We start from the raw sequence: 17,583 nt of genomic DNA on the forward strand, positions 1-17,583 counted from the left end.
TCCTCACTGATAGGAGAGCGCCACCTTGCCGCGCGTGCGCGTCGGCGCGAGAGATGACCCGTCTTCGGGCGGCAACAGGTGACGTATGAAAATCAACGGTAACGAAATCCGCCCCGGCAATGTGCTGATGCACCAGGACACGCTCTGGGTTGCGGTCAAGACGGACCACGTCAAGCCGGGCAAGGGCGGGGCCTTTGCCCAGGTCGAGCTGAAGAATTTGCTCGATGGCCGCAAGCTGAATGAACGTTTCCGCGCCGCCGACAAGGTCGAGAAAGTGCGCCTGGAGCAGAAGGATCACACCTTCCTGTTCGCCAGTGACGACATGCTCACCTTCATGGATGCCGAAACCTATGAGCAGATCGAGTTGCAAACCGATTTCGTCGGTGAAGAGCGCGCAGCCTACCTCACCGATGGTATGACCGTTGTGGTCGAATTCCACGAGGAGCGTCCGATCGGCATTTCCCTGCCCCAGCACGTGACCCTGGAAATCGCCGATACCGAGCCGGTCGTCAAAGGCCAGACCGCGGCCAATTCCTACAAGCCGGCAACGCTGTCCAATGGTGTGCGGTCTTCCGTTCCACCCTTCGTTGGCGTTGGTGAGCGGATCATCGTCGCGACTGAAGACGGCTCCTATGTGAAGCGGGCGGACTGATACCATGGGTACGCTTTCCCCGCTCCTCACTGTCATGACCGATGTTGCCGCGCGCGCCGGCCGGTCGCTCACCCGCGATTTCCGCGACATTGAGCACCTGCAGGTTTCGCGCAAGGGACCGGCGGACTTCGTCTCGGTCGCGGATCACAAGGCCGAGGACATCATCTTTGACCGTCTGAGTCAGGCCCGCCCGGGCTATGGCTTCCTGATGGAAGAGCGCGGGATTGTTGAAGGCAGCGACAAGTCGCACCGCTGGATTGTCGACCCGCTCGACGGCACACTGAACTTCCTGCATGGCATGCCGCATTTCGCCGTCTCCATCGCGCTCGAGCGTGAGGGTGAGCTGGTTGCCGGCGTGATCTACAACCCGGCTACCGACGAAATGTTCCACGCCGAGAAGGGCAGAGGTGCCTGGCTGGCGGATCGCCGTCTGCGCGTGGCCGAACGCAAGCATTTCGACGAAGCCGTGATCTCCACCGGCACGCCCTTTATCGGCCGGCCGGGTCAGGCCCGCTTCCTCAAGGAATTGCACCAGATCATGCCGCATTGCGCCGGCATCCGGCGCATGGGCTCCGCCGCGCTCGATCTCGCCTGGGTTGCTGCGGGCCGCTATGACGGCTTCTGGGAACGCAATCTGAAATCCTGGGACATCGCGGCCGGTATCATTCTGGTCCGCGAAGCCGGCGGGTTCGTCGCCGAGGCTGACGGTGCGGACAATCTTCTGGAAACCGGCAATATCGCCGCGGGCAACGAGCCCATCCTCGCGGAAATCACCGAGCGCCTGAAGAAGGCTGCGGGCTAGCTTGTTCAAGCACCCATCCTCGCTTTCGGTCCGGTCATAAGATCGCATCGCCAGCGGGGCATCTTTTCCGACGAAATTGGCCTAACCTGCAATCATGACGTGCTGTTTCGGTCGTCAGCAAGGCAGGGGGGCTCAGTATGGGCCGGGCTTTCGGGTTTGTATTCGGCATAGCCGTCTACGCATTCTTCTTCGCAGTATTCCTCTATTCGATCGGTTTTGTCGGTAATTTACTGGTGCCGAAGACCATCGATTCCGGCGCGGCCGGGCCGTTCGCGATGGCGGCCATCGTCAATCTGGTCCTGTTGAGTGTGTTCGCGGTCCAGCACAGCGTCATGGCGCGGCCGGCGTTCAAGTCGGCCTGGACCCGACTGGTGCCCGCCTATCTGGAGCGCACCATCTACGTGCTTCTTTCCTCGATCGCGTTGGCGCTGATCTATGCCTTCTGGCAGCCCATGCCGGGCGTGATCTGGTCCGTGCCGCAGGGCGCCGCGACCTATCTTGTACAAGGCGTGTTCTGGCTCGGCTGGCTGATCGTGCTGATCTCGACCTTCCTGATCAGCCATTTCGACCTGTTCGGCCTGAGCCAGATCTACGCCAATCTGCGTCAGCGTCCGTTCAAGGGCGCTCCATTCCGCAAGCACCTGTTTTACCGCCTGGTGCGGCACCCGATGATGACCGGCTTCATGATTGCCTTCTGGGCAGCACCGGTGATGACGCTGGGCCATCTCCTCTTCGCCATTGTGACCACGGCCTACATGGTGGTCGCAGTCTATCGTTTTGAGGAGAAGGACCTGATCGCCGAGATTGGCGATGAGTATCTGGACTATCGCGACGAGGCGGGTGCCTTCTTCCCCAAGCTGGGCCGCAGCCGCCCGGTCAGGGGGCCCGGGGAGTAGGTTTGCCGGGCGGTTCAGCCGCGAGTGCATCAGAGCCTCGCCGACCGCTGTCAGCATTGTCCGGACACGAAATTCGTTCAGCCGGACATGAAACGCGTTACAATCCGGGGGCAAAGCAACCATTTGGTCTGAGCCATGCGAAACAACAGGTCTAGACGACGTGAACCGAAGAAGACGGTGTCGGTTGAAGTGCGGGTCAGCGAGGAGGACAAATCCGCCTTTCTGAGCGCCTGTCAGACTGTCAATAGACCGGCGAGCTTTGTTCTGCGTCGTCTGATGGGGCTGTTCGTTGCGCTATTGACCCTCAGACAAAGGATTTTTGCCATGTTGAACAAGCTTCTTCATCGTCCCGTGCGCGCCCTTCTCTCATCGGCTGCCGTGGCGGCCGCCCTGACGGTCGGCCTGCTGGCCCCGGGAGCCGCGGCTGACATGCGGCTGGCCTACCAGGTCGCCGTCCACGATGGCGTCGGCCGGATCGTGTCCCAGGGCGAGGCTGATTTCGATGATCGTACGTCCGTTGGCGACACGCTGGGCGAGGGGCTGCGTTATGCGTTGACGGTTTCCCCTTGCGACGCGGACGCCGGCGTGTCCTGCCCGGAAGGCGGTTCATATGCGGTGCTGAGCGTCTGGGAATACGATAACGGCGAGATGGAAACGGCGACGGTCCGCGGGATTGTCGTGTCGCCAGCCGGCGAAACCCGCTTCGACACGACACTCGGCGATGGCGGCGTCCTGTCGGTTGCTTTTTTGCCGCTATAGACCGGGTCTGGTAGAATTGACGCGCCACGGCATTGATCCGGTCACCGGATCAGGCCGTGCGTCAAGTCTACCTGTTTCCTCACCATTACGCGGCCAGACCTTCGATCGCGTCGCCGGCTGCGGCGAGTTTTTCGTCGGCGCCCTGGCCGAGCTGGTCGGCGGCGATGATGTCCACGTCATGGATGCCGATGAAACCGAGCACGTGGGTGAGATAGGTCGTGGCAAAGTCAATCTCGCTGCCGACCTTGGTGCCGCCTGAGGCTGTGACGATGATCGCGCGCTTGCCTTCGAGCAGGCCGACCGGGCCGTTCTCGGTGTATTTGAACGTCACACGGGCGCGGGCGACCATATCGACCCAGGCCTTGAGCGCCGCCGGGATGCCGAAATTATAGACCGGCGTGGCAATGACCAGCGTGTCGGCGGCCTTCAGCTCGGCAATCAGCGCGTCCGAACGTGCCAGCACGGCTTTCTGGTCGTCGCTTCGGGCATCCGCATCGGTAAAGTTGGCACCGATCCAGCTTTCATCAATGAAGGCAGGCGGATTCTCGGCCAGATCCCGCCGGGCCACGATGGTCTCCATTTCGTTGGTGATGAGCCGGGCCATCACATTGTCGGCGAGTTGACGGGTCACGGATCCGTCTCGGCGCATGCTGGCATCAATACGAAGGATGTTGCGGGGTGTATTCCGGGTCATGTGGAACTCCATCATCGTGCGGCGGGCCAGCGGCCCTTAAAAGCAATGATTGGAAAATGGCTATAATGCCGGCGCCGAGTAACCAGCCAGCTGGCGACTTATTGTTTCCAATCCGGACGCAATCGGGATGGCGTGGTCGAGATTTCATGAGAATAGGTCGGATTAGTTCACACCTGCCCTTTGACCTCGCCTCCAAATTGTCCCAATCGGAAGGGTAGGAAAGACGGCGGCTTTAATGAGGGGTCAGCATGCCCGTTCTCAATTCCGATCAGGATATCTCCCAGGCACCCAGCGTCCGGTTCACCGGGCCTTGGCGCTACATCATCTGGATGGCCGTGTTCACGGCCGGTGTGGCGGCTTTGGGCCTCTTCCTGTTCGAACCACTGGAAGCCGCCTTTCGGGCGAATCCGGCGATCAATGGTCTAATTCTGGGTGTGCTGGTGATCGGCGTGCTCTACACTTTCGCCCAGGCGCTGGGGATCGGTCCGGCCGCGAGCTGGCTGGTCCGCTTCCGCTCTGCGGAGGATCCGGCCAGCCTGCCCAAGCCGCCCGCCCTGATCGCGCCCATGGCCTCGATGATCTCCCAGGCCGATGGCCGGGTCTCGCTCTCTGCCGGTTCGGTGCGTACGGTCCTCGACTCGGTTGGGGCGCGGATGTCGGAAGCCGGGGCCTTTACCCGATATTTCGGACGCTTGCTGATTTTCCTCGGCCTGCTTGGCACCTTCTGGGGCCTGCTTGATGTCGTGGGCGCCGTGGGCGCCGCTGTCAGCGCGGTGACCGAGAGCTCGACCGGCGGCGAAGCGGATGTGATGCGGCTGATGTCGGCCATTGAAGAGCCGATCCAGGGCATGGGTACCGCCTTTGCCTCCTCGCTCTTCGGTCTCGCCGGGTCTTTGGTCATCGGTTTTCTCGACTTGCAGGCCAGCCGCGCCCAGAACCGCTTCTATAACGAGATCGAGGAATGGTTGTCTTCGATCTCGCGGCTCGCGGCGGCCGGTCCGAGCGCGGGTGATGATGGTGAGGTGTCGACCGCTTATGTCGGCGCGCTTCTGCAACAGACTGCCGAGACACTCGACCGCCTTTCCCACACGCTGGAACGCAATTCGCGGCAGATGGACACCACGCTGCAGCGCTTTGCCGAAGACAGTCGTGCCAGTCAGGAAGAAGCCATGCGCGCGCTGCGCGACGAGATCCGGGTGCTGATCCGGGCCCTGCAATCGCGGGAGCGGGGAGGGGAATAGACCATGGCCTCGCCGCGTTTCGCGCGTTTCCAGGAAGCCGATAATGGCGATCACTGGCCGGGCTTTGTTGACGCCCTGGCCACGCTGCTGCTGGTCATCGTCTTTCTGCTGTCAATCTTCGTCGCCGGTCAGTTTGCCCTGTCACGGGCCCTGACAGGGCGTGATGAACAGCTTGCCGCCCTCAACGCCCAGCTCGCCCGGCTGGCCGATGAGCTCGCTCTGACCCAGGAAGAAAACACCGAGCTGGAACTGCGCGTCTCCGGTCTGGAGACCGAACGCGACGCGCTGAGCAGTGCGCTGGCCATGGCAGGTACCCAGACCGCTTCACTTCAGGCCGAACTCGATGCCGAACGCGAGCTGTCCGAGGAGAGCCAGCGCGCCCTGATGATGCTCAATCTGCAAATCCAGGCCCTGCGCGACCAGATCGCCACGCTCAATGCCGCCCTCGACGCTTCCGAGCTACGCGCCCAGGAAGCCGAGGCCCAGGTCATCAATCTCGGCGAGCGCCTCAATGCCGCCCTGGCCGAACGCGCTGCCGAGCTGGCTGTTTACCGCTCCGACTTCTTCGGCCGCCTGCGCGCCATCCTTGGCAATCGCACGGGCGTGCGCATTGTCGGCGATCGTTTCGTGTTCGAAACGGATGTGCTCTTCCCGTCGGGATCGGCCGCCCTGTCCAACGAGGGCCGCGAGAGCCTGCGTCCGATCGCCGACGCGATCATCCAGCTGACCGATGAAATCCCGTCCGACCTGGAATGGGTGATCCGCATTGACGGCCACACCGACCCCGTCCCCATCCGCACCACCTACCCGTCCAACTGGCACCTCTCGGCGGCCCGCGCCATCTCGGTGGTCAACTGGATGGAAGACCTCGGCGTCCCCTCCAACCGCCTCGTGGCGGCGGGCTTTGGCGAGCACTATCCGATGGTGGATGGGCGAAGTGCAGAGGCGAATGCGCGCAACCGGCGGATCGAGTTGAAACTGACGGCGCGGTAGGGGGATGCGGCGGATCGCGATAGGTGTCCTGATTGGCATCTCGATGCTGGTGGTCGGAGCCATATTGTTGTTTGCGTTGCCAACCGATCCGATTGATCGATGTCTCGATCACGGTGGTCGTTGGAATTATGACGCAGCGGAGTGCGAGTGTACCTATGCTGATCGTGCCGAGTACGAGCGCGACCCGTCCGGGCCGGCACCAAACTGTTCCTGATAGTCGGCGAGGGCAGGTGACTCTTTTGTGCGGCGTGACCAGACTTACCCATAATCCTCTTGTCAGCCAGCGGGCCGTATCCGGGTCTTCAGGTCAAGGGCGGCGCAGCCGCCGCTTTGGGGTTTCACCCTTGAGCTGAAGACCCGGATGCGGCGAACTCCCGGCAAGTGATTTATGGCGGGGTGTGCGCCCGGGCGCGGGTGTTGACGGGAGCGCGCTCCCTCTATTCTTCCCCACTTCATGGGGAAGTGGGCTGATGCGCAGCGTCGGGTCGATGGCGCCGAGCGAAGCGAATGGCCCCGTTCGCCACATTAGGCGTCATTGCTCTGTCCCGACGCATTCAATAGCCCTGGAACAGGAAGTCGAGTGCGCTCACAATGTCGTCGCGATGGCGGGCTTCCACGTTTGCGACGGGTGCTTGGAGGGCTCTGGCAGAGATCACGCCCAGAGCGGCGGTCGCCAAGACATGCCGGTGTCCGTCAACGGTGATGATCGGTTCAAGCCGCGCCAGTATCGGACGCTCGAGGCGTGTGACCAGAATCAAAGGAACAACGATCCGGCTTGGCAGGTCGTTGAGCATGTCTGCCTGGACATCGACAACCAGTGAGACGCTGTCGCCCGTGACCGGGTGGACATCGAAGCGGGCCACTCAATCGTCCGCCGGTTGCGCCCACCAGGGTGGCGGTAGCAGCGGCCCTTCGCGTTCATAGCGCTCGTTGTACGCCTTGATCCCCTCGCGGTTCTCCTCCAGCCAGCGCCGGCCCTTTTCCTCGCGGATCGCCGCTTCGATGCCGGCTTCGGCGGCGCGGGAGGTGTTGAGACCGAGCGCCTTGGCCTCGGCCATCACGTCCTCGCGGACGGTGAGATTGGTGCGCTTGCGGCGTTCGGCGGAGGGGTATTTGCGGTCGGTCATGGCGGGCTCCAGTGTATGTATGAATATACACACATGAGCGCCGGCCCAAATCACGAATTGCGATCCGGCCGACCCGACTCCAGAGCCCGCTTGCCTTGGCGGCCTGCATCAGCTACTAGCCCCGCTCCTGAGTTTATATGAGCTGCGTGCGGGGCAACGTAATCTCGTTGCGCGGCGGTCAAGAGAAAGCCGGACCGATGAAAAAGGATACCCATCCCGATTATCACGTCGTCAACGTCGTGATGACCAACGGGACCACCTTCCAGACCAAATCCACCTGGGGCAAGGAAGGCGATACGATCAATCTCGACATCGATCCGACGTCGCACCCGGCCTGGACCGGCGGCAATCAGCACCTGCTGGACCGCGGCGGCCGCGTTTCGCGCTTCAAGGACAAGTTCAAGGGCTTCGCGTAAGCCTTTCAACGTCCCTTGCGACGCAAGAAAAAGCCCGCTCCTTCTGGAGCGGGCTTTTTTCTGTCCGATTATCAGGCCAATGACGTGTCAGCGCTGGCCGAAGGCACCGCGCAGCATGGCCATCTGGTCGGCTACCGGATTGGCCTCCGCCTCGATCACGCCATCGACATAGAGATTGTCGTCAATCCGCTTCAGCCGGTCATAAAGGGAGCGTGAGCGACGGACGAGGTCGGCTAGAATGGCGGGTGGTGTTTCGCCCTCCGGCCAGAGATTTTCGCTCGGACGATCCGCGGCCAGGCGATACTTGCCGTCGGTCGCGTGCTCGGCCTCCATTTCACCCTCGGCGACAGCGCGTTGGGCCAGCAGCCAGGAGGCGGCCTGCATCAGGCGGGTAGTGAGTTTCATGCTCTCTGTCGCGTAGGACAGGGCGCCGGCTCGGTCGAGCGCCTTGGAGTCGTCGCGCCCCGGACCATCGAGATAGCTGGCCGTCTCTTCAACCAGGTCCATGCCCTCGCGGAAGAGTTTCTGGAACATCTCCGAAGCGGCAAAGTCCTGGGCCCGCGCGGCAGGCGCGCCGCCGGCGGGAAAAAGGGTCGGTGTGTGACTATCGGTCATTACGCGTCCATTCAGGCGTCGATCACGGATTACGAGCGAATCGTAGCAAGGCTCGGGCCAGTCTGACCAAAGAGTTTGATCAAAGTTTAAACACGGCGTCCGCAGCGTTCAGGCCAGCCTTCTTTTTTTCAGTAATCTCGTCGATCCGTCGGATTTCCGCCTCCAGAAGGGTCCGACGCTCGGCCAGATCGTCAAGCGAAAGCGCGGTCAGATCCTCGCCCGGGATGATGCCCTGTTTGGCGCGCTGGCTTGCGATGCTCTCCTCATCATGGAACATGGGTCGGCCTCCACATCTGGTTGGGGGCTCAGCATAGCGCCATGGAAGGCAAAGTCCCATGACCGAATCTGCCCGGAACCGCATCGTGATCGCCCGCGAACCCGGTGGGCCTGACGTGCTGGACGTGGTGTCGCGGCCTGTTCCAACACCCGGTCCGGGAGAAATCCGCATTCGCAATGTTGCGCGCGGCATCAATCGTCCCGACCAGATTGAACGATTGGGTTTCTACCCGGCGCCTGCCGGTGCGCCGGAAGGCCTGGGCCTTGAAGTCTCCGGGCATGTCGACGCGCTGGGCGAGGGCGTGGACGGGTTTGCGATCGGTGATCCGGTCTGCGCCCTGGTCGCTGGCGGCGGTTATGCGGACTGGTCTGTCGCACCGGTCGGCTCGGTCCTGCCGGTTCCGGACAGCGTGAGCGTGGCCGACGCCGCTGGTCTGCCCGAAACGGTGTTCACGGTCTGGACGAATGTGTTCGAGATTGGCGCCCTGTCGCACGGTGAAACATGTCTGGTTCACGGCGGCACAAGCGGGATCGGCTCGACGGCGATCCAGATGGCCAAGGCTGCGGGTGCACGCGTCATCGCGTCTGCCGGCACCGCGGACAAGGTTTCCCTGTGCGAGAAGCTGGGGGCGGATATCGCGATCAACTACCGGACTGCTGACTTCGAGGCTGTGGTCAATGAGGCCGGGGGTGCCGATGTTATCCTCGACATGGTTGGCGGGCGCTACGTCCAGAAGAATATCAATTGCGCGCGCATGGGCGGACGGATCGTCTCCATCGCCTTTCTCACGGGCAGCCGCGTCGAGCTCGATCTGATGCGCGTCATGCTCAAGCGGTTGACGCTGACGGGTTCCACCCTGCGCGCCCGACCGGTCGAGGAGAAGGCCCGACTCGCCGCCGCGGTGCGCCAAACGGTCTGGCCCTGGATCGCCAGCGGACAGCTTGCTCCGGTCATTGACAGCCGCTTTGCCCTGCAAGATGTGCGCGCCGCTCATGCGCGTCTGGACTCGGGTGCCCATGCTGGAAAAATTCTTCTCACGGACTGAATTGTGCGCAGGGCCCCGCTTTCCACGGCCCGGCGTCTGCGTTATATAAGGCACAAATCGCTGGATGGTGCAGATCCTGCCGCCAGCGTCGGAAGCCCAAGCCCGGCCGCCGCGTCGGGCTTTTTTTGTTTTTCTGCCCTGTTTGCCATTCCCCTGGGAGCTGAGACCATGACCGAGATCCTGATGCCGAAAGCCACGGCTGTCTGGCTCGTCGACAACACCTCGCTGACCTTCGATCAGATCGCCGATTTCTGCGGTTTGCATCCGCTGGAAGTGAAGGGCATCGCCGATGGCGACGTCGCCGTAGGCGTGCGTGGTGCCGATCCGATTTCCAACGGTCAGCTGACCCGCGAAGAGATCGAGAAAGCCGAGAACACGGATACATACCGCATGACGGTCGTGAAGCCGAAATATTCCGAGCTTCACCAGCCGGCCAAGCGTCGTGGCCCGCGCTATACGCCGCTCTCGCGTCGCCAGAACCGTCCTGACGCAATTGCCTGGCTTGTCCGCAATCACCCGGAACTGGCCGACGCCCAGATCTCCAAGCTGATCGGCACGACCAAGACGACCATCCAGGCCGTGCGCGAGCGCAGCCACTGGAATTCGTCCAACATCAAGCCGACGGACCCGGTGTCGCTGGGTCTGTGCACCCAGATCGACCTGGATGAGCAGGTCAAGAAGGCGTCTTCGCGTCGCCGCAAGCTCGAGGAAGAAAACCCGGAGCTGCTGACCGACACGCTCAAGGCCCAGGAAGATCTGCACCAGGCTGAAGAGAAGCCGGTCCAGGAAGCCGAGATCGACCTGGAAACCCTGTTTGGTGGCAACAAGTCTGAATAGCCGGTTACAAACCCGACACGAAAAGGCCTGGAACCCACTGGTTCCAGGCCTTTTTTCTATCTATTGCCTTTGGTGCCTGATCAGCCCCTGGGGACGGTGTAGTTCATCGCGAGGCGACCACCATCGGCGTAAATGGTCGTGCCTGTGATGTAGCTGGCATCCTTGGAGGCGAGGAAGGAGGCGACCGAGGCAATCTCGTCTGGGTCACCGATCCGCTGAAGCGGGGTGCGTGACATGATCTTGTCCATCGCCTCGGGATTGTCATTCACTGCCTTGAGGACATCGGTATTGATGCTGCCCGGGCCGATCGCGTTGACACGAATGCCGTATTTGGCCAGGCCGAGCGCCATGGACTTTGTCATCTGGTTGATGGCGCCCTTGGTGGCGCAATAGGCCAGTTGGTCCGGGATCGCCATCACGCCATTGACCGAAGACATGTTGATGATGGCATAGCGGCGGCGCACGTCTTCGGCGCGTTCGCCATCTTCCTCGATCTGGTCGACCATCTGGCGGGCGGCTTCGCGCGCGACCAGGAAGGCCCCGCGCAGATTGACGCCCATCACCTTGTCGAAATCGGCCTCGGACAGGTCGAGAATATTGCCGCTTGCCACGATACCGGCATTGTTCACCAGCACATCGAGACGGTCGAAAGTGGAGCGGGTCTCCGACAGGAGATTATTCACGGCAAGCCGGTCGGCGACATTGCAGGACACGAAGAGTGCCTTGCCCTTGTCGGCCCCGAGCTCGTCGGCCAGGGCCTGGCCGGCATGCGTGTCGATATCGGCGATGACGACATGGCAGCCATCTTCAGAGAGACGACGGGCACAGGCCTTGCCGATACCATTGGCCCCTCCGGTTACGATTGCGACGCGATCACCCATGCTCAATCCTCATTGCCGCCACGCTTGCGCGTGACCACCAGATGCTGACCTTGCACAGGCGGGGGCGGCTGGCAATCCATCGCAGAAGTCCCCGAACCCGACCCGGGCTCAGGGATTATGGGTGCGCTCATAGTCTTCGGTGATTTCCGGGTCATCCGGTGAGAGCTGCCAGGCGCGACGATAGAGCGGTAGGGCTTCGTCCAGGCGGCCGAGTGCTTCGAGGGCCGCAGCGTGTGAATGGACGATGGCGCCCACCTCCGGCTCGGCCGCGACAGCCTGCTCGCATAGTGGCAGCGCGGTCTCGGCCCGGCTATCCTGGATCAGGGTCCAGCACAGCATGTTAAGCGCGTTGCCATCGGCCGGATCGAGCTCGACCGCGCGGCGTGCATCGTCGACGGCGGACCGGGTCATGCCCGCGTCAAGCAGCGCGCCGGAACGATTGATCCAGGCACCGATCCAGTCCGGTTCAAGGCGGACGACATTGTCGAAGGCGACCACGGCTTCCGCGTCCCGGTCGAGGGCCTGATAGACAACGCCCAGGGAGACATGGGTCAGCGTGTCATCCGGCGCGGCCCTGGCGGCCAGCGCGAGGTCATCCAAAGCGCCGTCATATTGGCCAAGCTCGGAGCGGGCGATACCACGATTGCGGTAGAGGGTCGGCTCGACCATGCGGCCGCCCCGTGTCTCGACTATGGCGAAGGCAAAATTATACGCCTCAAGCGCGGCCTGGAAATCCTGCTGAGCCAGCAACGCGGCCCCGAGAGCGGCATAGACGGCAATTTCCTGGTTCATCTCCAGCTCGGCTGCATCGAGGCATTCGCGCAGCAGGCGGACAGCTTCTTCATGATCGCCCAGACCGAGCGCAGCGCTCCCGGCGGAACAGGCGGGCGTCTCAACCCCGGTCTGGGCATGCGCCGGCGCCAGGCCGGCGGGCAGCATGAGGGCGAGGGCGGCCAGGGCGGCGGGAAAACGCATCAACAACTCCGTGATAACCTGATGGTCAGTGTAGCGCGCAAAAAGGGCGGCCCGAAAGCCGCCCCACAGATAATTGCTCTGATGTAATCCGCTAACCCGTCAGCGTCTCGTGCGCCGATAGTCGCAAACTTTCTATCTGCTCCTTGAGCCTGAGCTTTTGTTTCTTGAGTCGCGCCAGTTCCAGGGAATCCGCCGACGGGTGCTTCGTGACCTCGTCGATTTGTGTATCCAGACGCGTGTGCTTAGCGTCGAGCTCACGGATGCGGGCTTCGATGGGCATGGAGACGTCTCCCTTTTGTGAAGTGGAACCTCGATTGAAGCATGTTCCCGCCTTATGTCTATTCACGAAACGTTTCGAGGTTAGAAGATGGTGAAGCCGGATCGGATGATTGTCGGAGTGTCGGGCGCTTCCGGCATCATTTACGGGATACGGGCAATGGAAGCGCTGAAGGCGCTGGGTGTCGAGACACATCTGGTCGCCTCGAAGGCTGCCGAGATGACGCTTGGGTATGAAACCGAGTTTTCCATCAAGGACTTCCGGGCCAAGGCTGACCATGTCTACAAAATGCCCGATGTGGGCGCGCCGATCGCTTCGGGCTCCTTTGCGACGCGCGGCATGTTGATCGCGCCATGCTCTGTGAAGACCATGTCCGAAATCGCGACAGGTGTGACATCAAGCCTCCTGACACGCGCCGCAGACGTGGTGCTCAAGGAGCGGCGACGCCTTGTTCTCATGGTGCGCGAGACGCCCTTCCACCTTGGTCATCTGCGCACAATGGAAGCGTTGACCGAGATGGGAGCCGTGATTTGCCCGCCTCTGCCGGCCTTTTACGCCAAGCCAACCTGTATTGACGATCTGGTTGATCAATCGGTCGGGCGGGCACTGGACCTGTTCGGACTGGACTGGGACGGGACCCGGCGCTGGGGCGAGGATCTCGAAGGTGGTCGCCGTTAGGGCGATGTTCGCACCTGCAGCGCGATCGGCGATTTATTTGACCCGCGAATGGCGGTACCTTATGCGCTTCGCCATTCGCGGCTGAGTGGGCCGCCACTCGTGGTGGCCGGTCCGGTGGCCGGACGATGTTGATCAAAACAAGATCAGAACCAGATCAGAAAGAGACGGCTGAGGAATGGATGGAGAATTCCTGGACCAGCAGGCCCTGACCGACCGGATCGAGCGCCTGCGGGAGCAGCATGAAACCCTCAATCACGAAGTCGATGTCCTGGCCGAGAACGGGGTGATCGATCAGCTCAAATTCGCCCGTCTGAAGAAAGAAAAGCTACGGATCAAGGATCAGATCTCGCAGCTCGAAGACCAGATCACGCCCGACATCATCGCTTGAATCTGCAGCCGACCATCCGGCCGGGCGATCAGGCCTGCCTGCGTTTTTCGTCCTGTTCGGACTTCTGTGATTGCTTGCAGGCATACATGGCCGCATCCGCGCTCGCCATGATGTCCTCGGCCTTGTGTCCGGCCATCAAGGGCTGGCAGCCCCAGGCCGTTCCCACCGTCAGCTTGCGTCCGGCGTAGTCGAAAGGTGTCGTCGAGACGCGCTCGGCGAGCTCACGGGCCTTGCTTTCAGCGCCATCGGCGCCGGTCAGGGTCAACACGACCGCAAACTCGTCGCCGCCAAGGCGGCCAACCGCATCGGTCTCGCGCACATGGGCGGTCAGCAGGTTGGCGACATGATGCAGCGCGGCGTCGCCGGCGGCATGGCCATAATCGTCATTGATTGCCTTGAAGCCGTTGAGGTCGAAATAGACCAGGGCAGACGGTGCATTATGGCGTTCGGCCAGGGCGAGGGCGCGGCTGACTTCGCGCAGGAAGGCGCGGCGGTTCAGGACGGGCAGCATGACGTCGTGATCAGCCAGGGATTCCAGTTCGCGGACGCGGCCGCGCAAGCGTTCGGTTTCCTTGCGGAGCTGATCAACTTCGCCCATCAATGAAAGCAGGGCGCGCTGGACATTGGGTGTCAGTTCCGCTTCCGGAACACCCATGATCGAGGCGGCATCCGAGGTGGGCGGACTCGCGCTCGCCGTGCCGGACTTGCGGGCAGTTTCGGTTTTTCCGGGGCGGGAGACATTCCCGGTTGGGCTGGTCGGTCCGATGCGCATGGCTCGATCCTATTCGAATCTGTTCGCACCTAGGCTCGCGAGTTGTGGTTAAGAAACGGTCAAGCGCGGGCCCGTCTTGCCCTTGCCTTGCTGGATCTTCTTGACCTTCACGCGCGCAGAGCTATGGTCGCGCGCTTCCTTTTCACGCGCAGGAAGCGTCATGAGCGTAGTTTCGCCGTCCTCCACCGACCTCTCCACATCAGCCGTCGATGTCGCCATCGTCATGGGTTCGCGCTCTGATTGGCCGACCATGGGGAAGGCCGCTGCCATTCTCGAAGAGTTGGGAATCAGCTTCGACGCCCAGGTCGTGTCCGCACATCGGACGCCGGATCGGCTGGTCAGTTTTTCCAGGACGGCGCGGGAGCGCGGCGTCAAGGTCGTGATCGCGGGTGCCGGTGGCGCCGCACACCTGCCCGGCATGGTCGCTTCGATGACCTCGCTTCCCGTTCTCGGCGTTCCTGTGAAGTCCAAGGCGTTGAACGGGCAGGATAGTCTGCTCTCCATCGTCCAGATGCCCGGTGGCGTGCCCGTCGGGACACTGGCCATTGGCGATGCGGGCGCGAAGAATGCCGGCCTTCTGGCGGCCTCCATCCTCTCTTTGATGGATACGGGCCTGGCCGAGCGTCTGGATGCCTGGCGTCAGGCGCAGACCGATAGTGTTCCGGTGACAGTCGAGGACTGATGCGATGAGCGATGCGCCGCTGGCACCGGGCAGTGTGATCGGTATTCTCGGCGGCGGTCAGTTGGGTCGCATGCTGGCCAATGCCGGCGCCGCGCTGGGCTTTGACGTCCACATCTATGATCCCGAACCCGATTGTCCGGCCAGTCGCGTCGCCGCGCGCAGCTATTGTGCGCCGTGGGATGATGCCGGCGCGGTCGCGAACTTTGCCAGTCGCTGCGATGCCATCACCTATGAGTTCGAGAATGTCCCGGTCGAGACCGTAGCCATCGCCGCCGCGGCAGCGTCGCTGCGACCCGGCGCCAGGTCGCTGGAACTGACCCAGGACCGCTTCATCGAGAAGCACTTTATCAATCGACAGGGCGTGAAGACGGTTCCCTTTGCCCAGGTCGATGATGTCGACAGCCTGGAAGCGGCGATCGAGAATATTGGCCTGCCGGCTGTGCTGAAGACCCGGCGCTTTGGTTATGATGGCAAGGGCCAGGCCTGGATCCGTGAGGTCGAGGATGCCGGGGCGGCCTGGGAGGCCATTGGTGGCCAGGCGGCCATTCTGGAGGGCGCAGCAGCCTTCAAGCGCGAATTGTCCGTCGTGGCTGCCCGCTCGGTGACCGGCGAGGTCCTGGCCTTCCCGCTGGCCGAGAATGTCCATGGCGACGGCATACTGAAGACGACCACTGCCCCGGCGCCCGGCCTCGACAGGAAGACCCAGGACCGCGCCCTGGCAATTGCCCGGGCCCTGGGAGATGGCCTCGAGCATGTCGGCGTGTTTGCGGTGGAGCTCTTTGATCTCGGCGATGGCGAATTGATCGTCAATGAGATCGCGCCGCGGGTTCACAATACCGGTCACTGGACCATGGATGGCTGCGGCTGCAGCCAGTTTGAACAGCATATGCGCGCTGTTGCCGGCTGGCCGCTGGGTGACCCGGCTGCGCATTCGGCCTGCGTGATGACCAATCTCATCGGCCATGATGCCGATGGCTGGGCAGCCCTCAGTGCTGACCCGCAGGTTCGCCTCCACCTCTACGGCAAGCGCGAAATCCGCGCCGGCCGCAAGATGGGTCATGTGAATCGGTTGTCGGCGCTCTGAGCCTCCTTACAAAGCCCGCCGGACCCCTTATGTTAAGGGCATGATGCGAACGCCCCCCGACCCGCGCGCCTATATTGATGACCGCGGACCGTTCGACCTGATTGGCGATATTCACGGTTGCTTCGACGAGCTTGCGGTTCTGCTCGAAACCCTCGGCTATGACCGGCGTGGTGTGCATGACTGGCATCACCCGGACGGGCGCCGGCCGGTTTTTCTCGGCGATCTCGTTGATCGGGGGCCGGACAGTCCCGGCGTTCTCCGTACCGTGCATGCGACCGTGACGGCGGGGCGTGGCTATTGCGTGGTCGGCAATCATGACGACAAGTTCCGGCGATGGCTGGCCGGTCGCGACGTCAAAATCACGCACGGGATCGAGGAGACCATCGAACAGATGGCCGCCGAGTCGGACGCGTTTCACCGCGACATGGCCAACTTTATCGACTCCCTGCCGCATCACCTGATCCTGGACGAAGGTGCGCTGATTGTGGCCCATGCCGGCGTTACCGCCGACATGCATGGCGAGGACACGCGACGCGTGCGCACGTTTGCCATGTATGGAGAGGTCACCGGCGAGCGTGACCATCACGGCCTGCCGGTCCGGCATGACTGGGCGCGTAATTATGTGGGCGAGCCGACCGTCGTGCACGGCCATGTCGCCGAGCCGCAAGTGCGCGAGCGCAATAATGTCCTCTGCATTGATACCGGCTGTGTCTTTGGCGGCCACCTGACAGCCTTGCGCTGGCCAGAGCGCGATCTGGTCCAGGTCGAGGCGCACAATACCTGGTTCCATTCACCGCGCTGGTCGGCGGCCGAAAATTAGGCTGTCTGTTCGCGCGGCTTCCGGCTCAGCTGGTCGGCATAGTCGTGATTGACGTCGCGATGGCCGGCCTCATCGGCCCGGACCGCCACCACGACATCGCGCAGTCGGGCATTGGCGGGAAGTTTCCAGTAATCGATGGCGATCTGCGGGGCCGGCACATTTTCGTGCTTTCCGGCATCGATGCCTTCGAGATATTGCGTGTAGCTGATCACCGCCTCTTCTTCGAAATAGCCGACCACCCGGTGCGCCGTACGCGGGGCGAAGAGGTAGAGGAAGAAATAGCAATTATAGAAGATCGCCTGGACGATCATGATGACGATGCGCTCGAACAGGGTTGGCTTGGCGATCTCGATGAAGGTCATCAGGTGCATGCGCTCATTCTCCGCCTCGTCCAGCAGGGTGCGAATCCAGCCTTCATCATCGCGAATCCGGCGTATCGCCTTGAGGTGCTGCAACAAGCCGCCGACCATGCCGGGCACCGCGGCGACGGTTTCCAGCACCACCGCGCGGTGGCCATAGCGCTTGGCAAAGAAAGTGTCGGCAATGAAGCGCAGGAATTTCACGAAGCCGAAGGCGAAGTGGTCGCCAAGGCCTTCCGGCTTGCGATGCCGGTCGAGAATGATGTGGTCCGTCGTTGGCATGTCGGTCTCCCGGTTGGGACGGTGCATGCCA

At 62.4% G+C, this 17,583-nt stretch carries 25 protein-coding genes; 15 read left to right on the forward strand and 10 right to left on the reverse strand.

Features of this window, described 5'->3' with window-relative positions:
• Positions 1–85: 85 nt before the first annotated feature.
• The 4 genes from efp (at position 86) to JXQ94_RS00710 (ending at position 3,109) form a co-directional block, all read left to right on the forward strand.
• A complete protein-coding gene (gene efp / locus JXQ94_RS00695; RefSeq protein WP_295695756.1) occupies positions 86–652 on the forward strand; it encodes an elongation factor P in 567 nt (188 codons plus the stop codon).
• Positions 653–656: 4 nt separating this feature from the next.
• A complete protein-coding gene (locus tag JXQ94_RS00700; RefSeq protein WP_295695754.1) occupies positions 657–1,454 on the forward strand; it encodes an inositol monophosphatase family protein in 798 nt (265 codons plus the stop codon).
• A 137-nt stretch (positions 1,455–1,591) separates the two neighbouring features.
• Complete coding sequence (mddA, locus tag JXQ94_RS00705) at positions 1,592–2,350, forward strand: methanethiol S-methyltransferase (protein ID WP_421921914.1); 759 nt, start codon at positions 1,592–1,594, stop codon at positions 2,348–2,350.
• Between the two features lie 324 nt (positions 2,351–2,674).
• Positions 2,675–3,109: a hypothetical protein gene (locus JXQ94_RS00710; RefSeq protein ID WP_421921915.1), complete on the forward strand. Its 435-nt coding sequence runs from the start codon at positions 2,675–2,677 to the stop codon at positions 3,107–3,109.
• An 85-nt stretch (positions 3,110–3,194) separates the two neighbouring features.
• Here JXQ94_RS00710 and JXQ94_RS00715 read toward each other — a convergent pair whose 3' ends face one another.
• Entirely contained in the window at positions 3,195–3,803 is a 609-nt protein-coding gene (locus tag JXQ94_RS00715) for an FMN-dependent NADH-azoreductase (protein WP_421921916.1), read from the reverse strand.
• A gap of 248 nt (positions 3,804–4,051) precedes the next feature.
• Here JXQ94_RS00715 and JXQ94_RS00720 point away from each other — a divergent pair, with 248 nt between their 5' ends.
• From JXQ94_RS00720 to JXQ94_RS00730, 3 genes are read left to right on the forward strand one after another with little or no spacing between them, the layout of a single operon-like run.
• A complete protein-coding gene (locus JXQ94_RS00720) occupies positions 4,052–5,044 on the forward strand; it encodes a hypothetical protein (RefSeq protein ID WP_421921917.1) in 993 nt (330 codons plus the stop codon).
• A 3-nt stretch (positions 5,045–5,047) separates the two neighbouring features.
• Complete coding sequence (locus tag JXQ94_RS00725; RefSeq protein WP_421921918.1) at positions 5,048–6,037, forward strand: peptidoglycan-binding protein; 990 nt, start codon at positions 5,048–5,050, stop codon at positions 6,035–6,037.
• 4 nt (positions 6,038–6,041) lie between these two features.
• The gene (locus JXQ94_RS00730; protein WP_421921919.1) at positions 6,042–6,251 is read left to right on the forward strand and encodes a hypothetical protein; all 210 of its coding nucleotides are present in this window, start codon (positions 6,042–6,044) and stop codon (positions 6,249–6,251) included.
• A gap of 340 nt (positions 6,252–6,591) precedes the next feature.
• Here the strand turns inward: JXQ94_RS00730 and JXQ94_RS00735 are convergent, their stop codons facing one another.
• A complete protein-coding gene (locus JXQ94_RS00735; RefSeq protein WP_421921920.1) occupies positions 6,592–6,900 on the reverse strand; it encodes a CcdB family protein in 309 nt (102 codons plus the stop codon).
• Entirely contained in the window at positions 6,901–7,164 is a 264-nt protein-coding gene (locus JXQ94_RS00740; RefSeq protein ID WP_421921921.1) for a type II toxin-antitoxin system CcdA family antitoxin, read from the reverse strand.
• A 197-nt stretch (positions 7,165–7,361) separates the two neighbouring features.
• Between JXQ94_RS00740 and rpmE the strand changes: the two genes are divergently transcribed.
• Positions 7,362–7,580 carry a 50S ribosomal protein L31 gene (gene rpmE / locus JXQ94_RS00745; RefSeq protein WP_421921922.1) on the forward strand — a complete coding sequence of 73 codons (219 nt, stop codon included), beginning with the start codon at positions 7,362–7,364 and terminating at the stop codon, positions 7,578–7,580.
• Positions 7,581–7,667: 87 nt separating this feature from the next.
• Here the strand turns inward: rpmE and JXQ94_RS00750 are convergent, their stop codons facing one another.
• Together JXQ94_RS00750 and JXQ94_RS00755 are read right to left on the reverse strand one after the other, a co-directional pair.
• The gene (locus JXQ94_RS00750) at positions 7,668–8,195 is read right to left on the reverse strand and encodes a DUF1465 family protein (RefSeq protein WP_421921923.1); all 528 of its coding nucleotides are present in this window, start codon (positions 8,193–8,195) and stop codon (positions 7,668–7,670) included.
• Between the two features lie 79 nt (positions 8,196–8,274).
• Positions 8,275–8,472: a DUF1192 domain-containing protein gene (locus JXQ94_RS00755; RefSeq protein ID WP_421921924.1), complete on the reverse strand. Its 198-nt coding sequence runs from the start codon at positions 8,470–8,472 to the stop codon at positions 8,275–8,277.
• Between the two features lie 58 nt (positions 8,473–8,530).
• Between JXQ94_RS00755 and JXQ94_RS00760 the strand changes: the two genes are divergently transcribed.
• A complete protein-coding gene (locus tag JXQ94_RS00760; protein ID WP_421921925.1) occupies positions 8,531–9,517 on the forward strand; it encodes an NAD(P)H-quinone oxidoreductase in 987 nt (328 codons plus the stop codon).
• Between the two features lie 168 nt (positions 9,518–9,685).
• Positions 9,686–10,354: a DUF1013 domain-containing protein gene (locus JXQ94_RS00765; RefSeq protein WP_295694899.1), complete on the forward strand. Its 669-nt coding sequence runs from the start codon at positions 9,686–9,688 to the stop codon at positions 10,352–10,354.
• Between the two features lie 80 nt (positions 10,355–10,434).
• Here JXQ94_RS00765 and JXQ94_RS00770 read toward each other — a convergent pair whose 3' ends face one another.
• The 3 genes from JXQ94_RS00770 to JXQ94_RS00780 all read right to left on the reverse strand — a co-directional run bounded on the left by JXQ94_RS00770 (position 10,435) and on the right by JXQ94_RS00780 (position 12,490).
• Positions 10,435–11,235, reverse strand: a complete 801-nt coding sequence (locus JXQ94_RS00770) for an SDR family NAD(P)-dependent oxidoreductase (protein WP_421921926.1) — start codon at positions 11,233–11,235, stop codon at positions 10,435–10,437.
• A gap of 108 nt (positions 11,236–11,343) precedes the next feature.
• The gene (locus tag JXQ94_RS00775) at positions 11,344–12,210 is read right to left on the reverse strand and encodes a tetratricopeptide repeat protein (protein ID WP_421921927.1); all 867 of its coding nucleotides are present in this window, start codon (positions 12,208–12,210) and stop codon (positions 11,344–11,346) included.
• Between the two features lie 91 nt (positions 12,211–12,301).
• Positions 12,302–12,490 (reverse strand): YdcH family protein, encoded by a 189-nt coding sequence (locus JXQ94_RS00780; protein ID WP_421921928.1) that lies wholly within the window; start codon positions 12,488–12,490, stop codon positions 12,302–12,304.
• Positions 12,491–12,577: 87 nt separating this feature from the next.
• Here JXQ94_RS00780 and JXQ94_RS00785 point away from each other — a divergent pair, with 87 nt between their 5' ends.
• Both JXQ94_RS00785 and JXQ94_RS00790 read left to right on the forward strand, forming a co-directional pair.
• On the forward strand, positions 12,578–13,165 hold the full coding sequence (locus JXQ94_RS00785; protein WP_295691902.1) for a UbiX family flavin prenyltransferase: 588 nt from the start codon (positions 12,578–12,580) through the stop codon (positions 13,163–13,165).
• Between the two features lie 175 nt (positions 13,166–13,340).
• Positions 13,341–13,553 carry a YdcH family protein gene (locus tag JXQ94_RS00790; protein ID WP_295691900.1) on the forward strand — a complete coding sequence of 71 codons (213 nt, stop codon included), beginning with the start codon at positions 13,341–13,343 and terminating at the stop codon, positions 13,551–13,553.
• 28 nt (positions 13,554–13,581) lie between these two features.
• On the opposite strand, the gene JXQ94_RS00795 is transcribed toward JXQ94_RS00790, so the two are convergent.
• A complete protein-coding gene (locus JXQ94_RS00795) occupies positions 13,582–14,325 on the reverse strand; it encodes a GGDEF domain-containing protein (protein WP_421921929.1) in 744 nt (247 codons plus the stop codon).
• A gap of 160 nt (positions 14,326–14,485) precedes the next feature.
• On the opposite strand from JXQ94_RS00795, the gene purE reads away from it, so the two are divergent.
• The 3 genes from purE to JXQ94_RS00810 are packed head-to-tail and all read left to right on the forward strand — an operon-like array spanning position 14,486 to position 16,911.
• Entirely contained in the window at positions 14,486–15,007 is a 522-nt protein-coding gene (gene purE, locus JXQ94_RS00800) for a 5-(carboxyamino)imidazole ribonucleotide mutase (RefSeq protein ID WP_421921930.1), read from the forward strand.
• 4 nt (positions 15,008–15,011) lie between these two features.
• Positions 15,012–16,091, forward strand: coding sequence for a 5-(carboxyamino)imidazole ribonucleotide synthase (locus tag JXQ94_RS00805; RefSeq protein WP_421921931.1), 1,080 nt, complete (start codon positions 15,012–15,014; stop codon positions 16,089–16,091).
• Positions 16,092–16,131: 40 nt separating this feature from the next.
• Positions 16,132–16,911, forward strand: a complete 780-nt coding sequence (locus JXQ94_RS00810; protein ID WP_421921932.1) for a metallophosphoesterase — start codon at positions 16,132–16,134, stop codon at positions 16,909–16,911.
• Here JXQ94_RS00810 and JXQ94_RS00815 read toward each other — a convergent pair.
• Complete coding sequence (locus JXQ94_RS00815; RefSeq protein WP_421921933.1) at positions 16,908–17,552, reverse strand: alternative oxidase; 645 nt, start codon at positions 17,550–17,552, stop codon at positions 16,908–16,910. The genes JXQ94_RS00810 and JXQ94_RS00815 overlap by 4 nt on opposite strands.
• Positions 17,553–17,583: the final 31 nt, after the last annotated feature.

Origin of the sequence: Maricaulis maris (genome assembly GCF_049116555.1) — a bacterium.
Classification (GTDB): domain Bacteria; phylum Pseudomonadota; class Alphaproteobacteria; order Caulobacterales; family Maricaulaceae; genus Maricaulis; species Maricaulis maris_C.

Bases quoted from the DNA above. Each gene is read 5' to 3' on its own strand.
- JXQ94_RS00795 (WP_421921929.1), bottom strand. From the start codon at position 14,325: ATGCGCATCGGACCGACCAGCCCAACCGGGAATGTCTCCCGCCCCGGA.
- JXQ94_RS00730 (WP_421921919.1), top strand. From the start codon at position 6,042: ATGCGGCGGATCGCGATAGGTGTCCTGATTGGCATCTCGATGCTGGTG.
- JXQ94_RS00760 (WP_421921925.1), top strand. From the start codon at position 8,531: ATGACCGAATCTGCCCGGAACCGCATCGTGATCGCCCGCGAACCCGGT.
- JXQ94_RS00770 (WP_421921926.1), bottom strand. From the start codon at position 11,235: ATGGGTGATCGCGTCGCAATCGTAACCGGAGGGGCCAATGGTATCGGC.
- JXQ94_RS00765 (WP_295694899.1), top strand. From the start codon at position 9,686: ATGACCGAGATCCTGATGCCGAAAGCCACGGCTGTCTGGCTCGTCGAC.
- purE (WP_421921930.1), top strand. From the start codon at position 14,486: ATGAGCGTAGTTTCGCCGTCCTCCACCGACCTCTCCACATCAGCCGTC.
- mddA (WP_421921914.1), top strand. From the start codon at position 1,592: ATGGGCCGGGCTTTCGGGTTTGTATTCGGCATAGCCGTCTACGCATTC.
- JXQ94_RS00815 (WP_421921933.1), bottom strand. From the start codon at position 17,552: ATGCCAACGACGGACCACATCATTCTCGACCGGCATCGCAAGCCGGAA.
- efp (WP_295695756.1), top strand. From the start codon at position 86: ATGAAAATCAACGGTAACGAAATCCGCCCCGGCAATGTGCTGATGCAC.
- JXQ94_RS00785 (WP_295691902.1), top strand. From the start codon at position 12,578: ATGGTGAAGCCGGATCGGATGATTGTCGGAGTGTCGGGCGCTTCCGGC.
- JXQ94_RS00750 (WP_421921923.1), bottom strand. From the start codon at position 8,195: ATGACCGATAGTCACACACCGACCCTTTTTCCCGCCGGCGGCGCGCCT.
- JXQ94_RS00755 (WP_421921924.1), bottom strand. From the start codon at position 8,472: ATGTTCCATGATGAGGAGAGCATCGCAAGCCAGCGCGCCAAACAGGGC.
- JXQ94_RS00710 (WP_421921915.1), top strand. From the start codon at position 2,675: ATGTTGAACAAGCTTCTTCATCGTCCCGTGCGCGCCCTTCTCTCATCG.
- JXQ94_RS00700 (WP_295695754.1), top strand. From the start codon at position 657: ATGGGTACGCTTTCCCCGCTCCTCACTGTCATGACCGATGTTGCCGCG.
- JXQ94_RS00715 (WP_421921916.1), bottom strand. From the start codon at position 3,803: ATGACCCGGAATACACCCCGCAACATCCTTCGTATTGATGCCAGCATG.
- JXQ94_RS00740 (WP_421921921.1), bottom strand. From the start codon at position 7,164: ATGACCGACCGCAAATACCCCTCCGCCGAACGCCGCAAGCGCACCAAT.
- JXQ94_RS00775 (WP_421921927.1), bottom strand. From the start codon at position 12,210: ATGCGTTTTCCCGCCGCCCTGGCCGCCCTCGCCCTCATGCTGCCCGCC.
- JXQ94_RS00780 (WP_421921928.1), bottom strand. From the start codon at position 12,490: ATGCCCATCGAAGCCCGCATCCGTGAGCTCGACGCTAAGCACACGCGT.
- JXQ94_RS00805 (WP_421921931.1), top strand. From the start codon at position 15,012: ATGAGCGATGCGCCGCTGGCACCGGGCAGTGTGATCGGTATTCTCGGC.
- JXQ94_RS00725 (WP_421921918.1), top strand. From the start codon at position 5,048: ATGGCCTCGCCGCGTTTCGCGCGTTTCCAGGAAGCCGATAATGGCGAT.
- JXQ94_RS00790 (WP_295691900.1), top strand. From the start codon at position 13,341: ATGGATGGAGAATTCCTGGACCAGCAGGCCCTGACCGACCGGATCGAG.
- JXQ94_RS00720 (WP_421921917.1), top strand. From the start codon at position 4,052: ATGCCCGTTCTCAATTCCGATCAGGATATCTCCCAGGCACCCAGCGTC.
- JXQ94_RS00810 (WP_421921932.1), top strand. From the start codon at position 16,132: ATGATGCGAACGCCCCCCGACCCGCGCGCCTATATTGATGACCGCGGA.
- rpmE (WP_421921922.1), top strand. From the start codon at position 7,362: ATGAAAAAGGATACCCATCCCGATTATCACGTCGTCAACGTCGTGATG.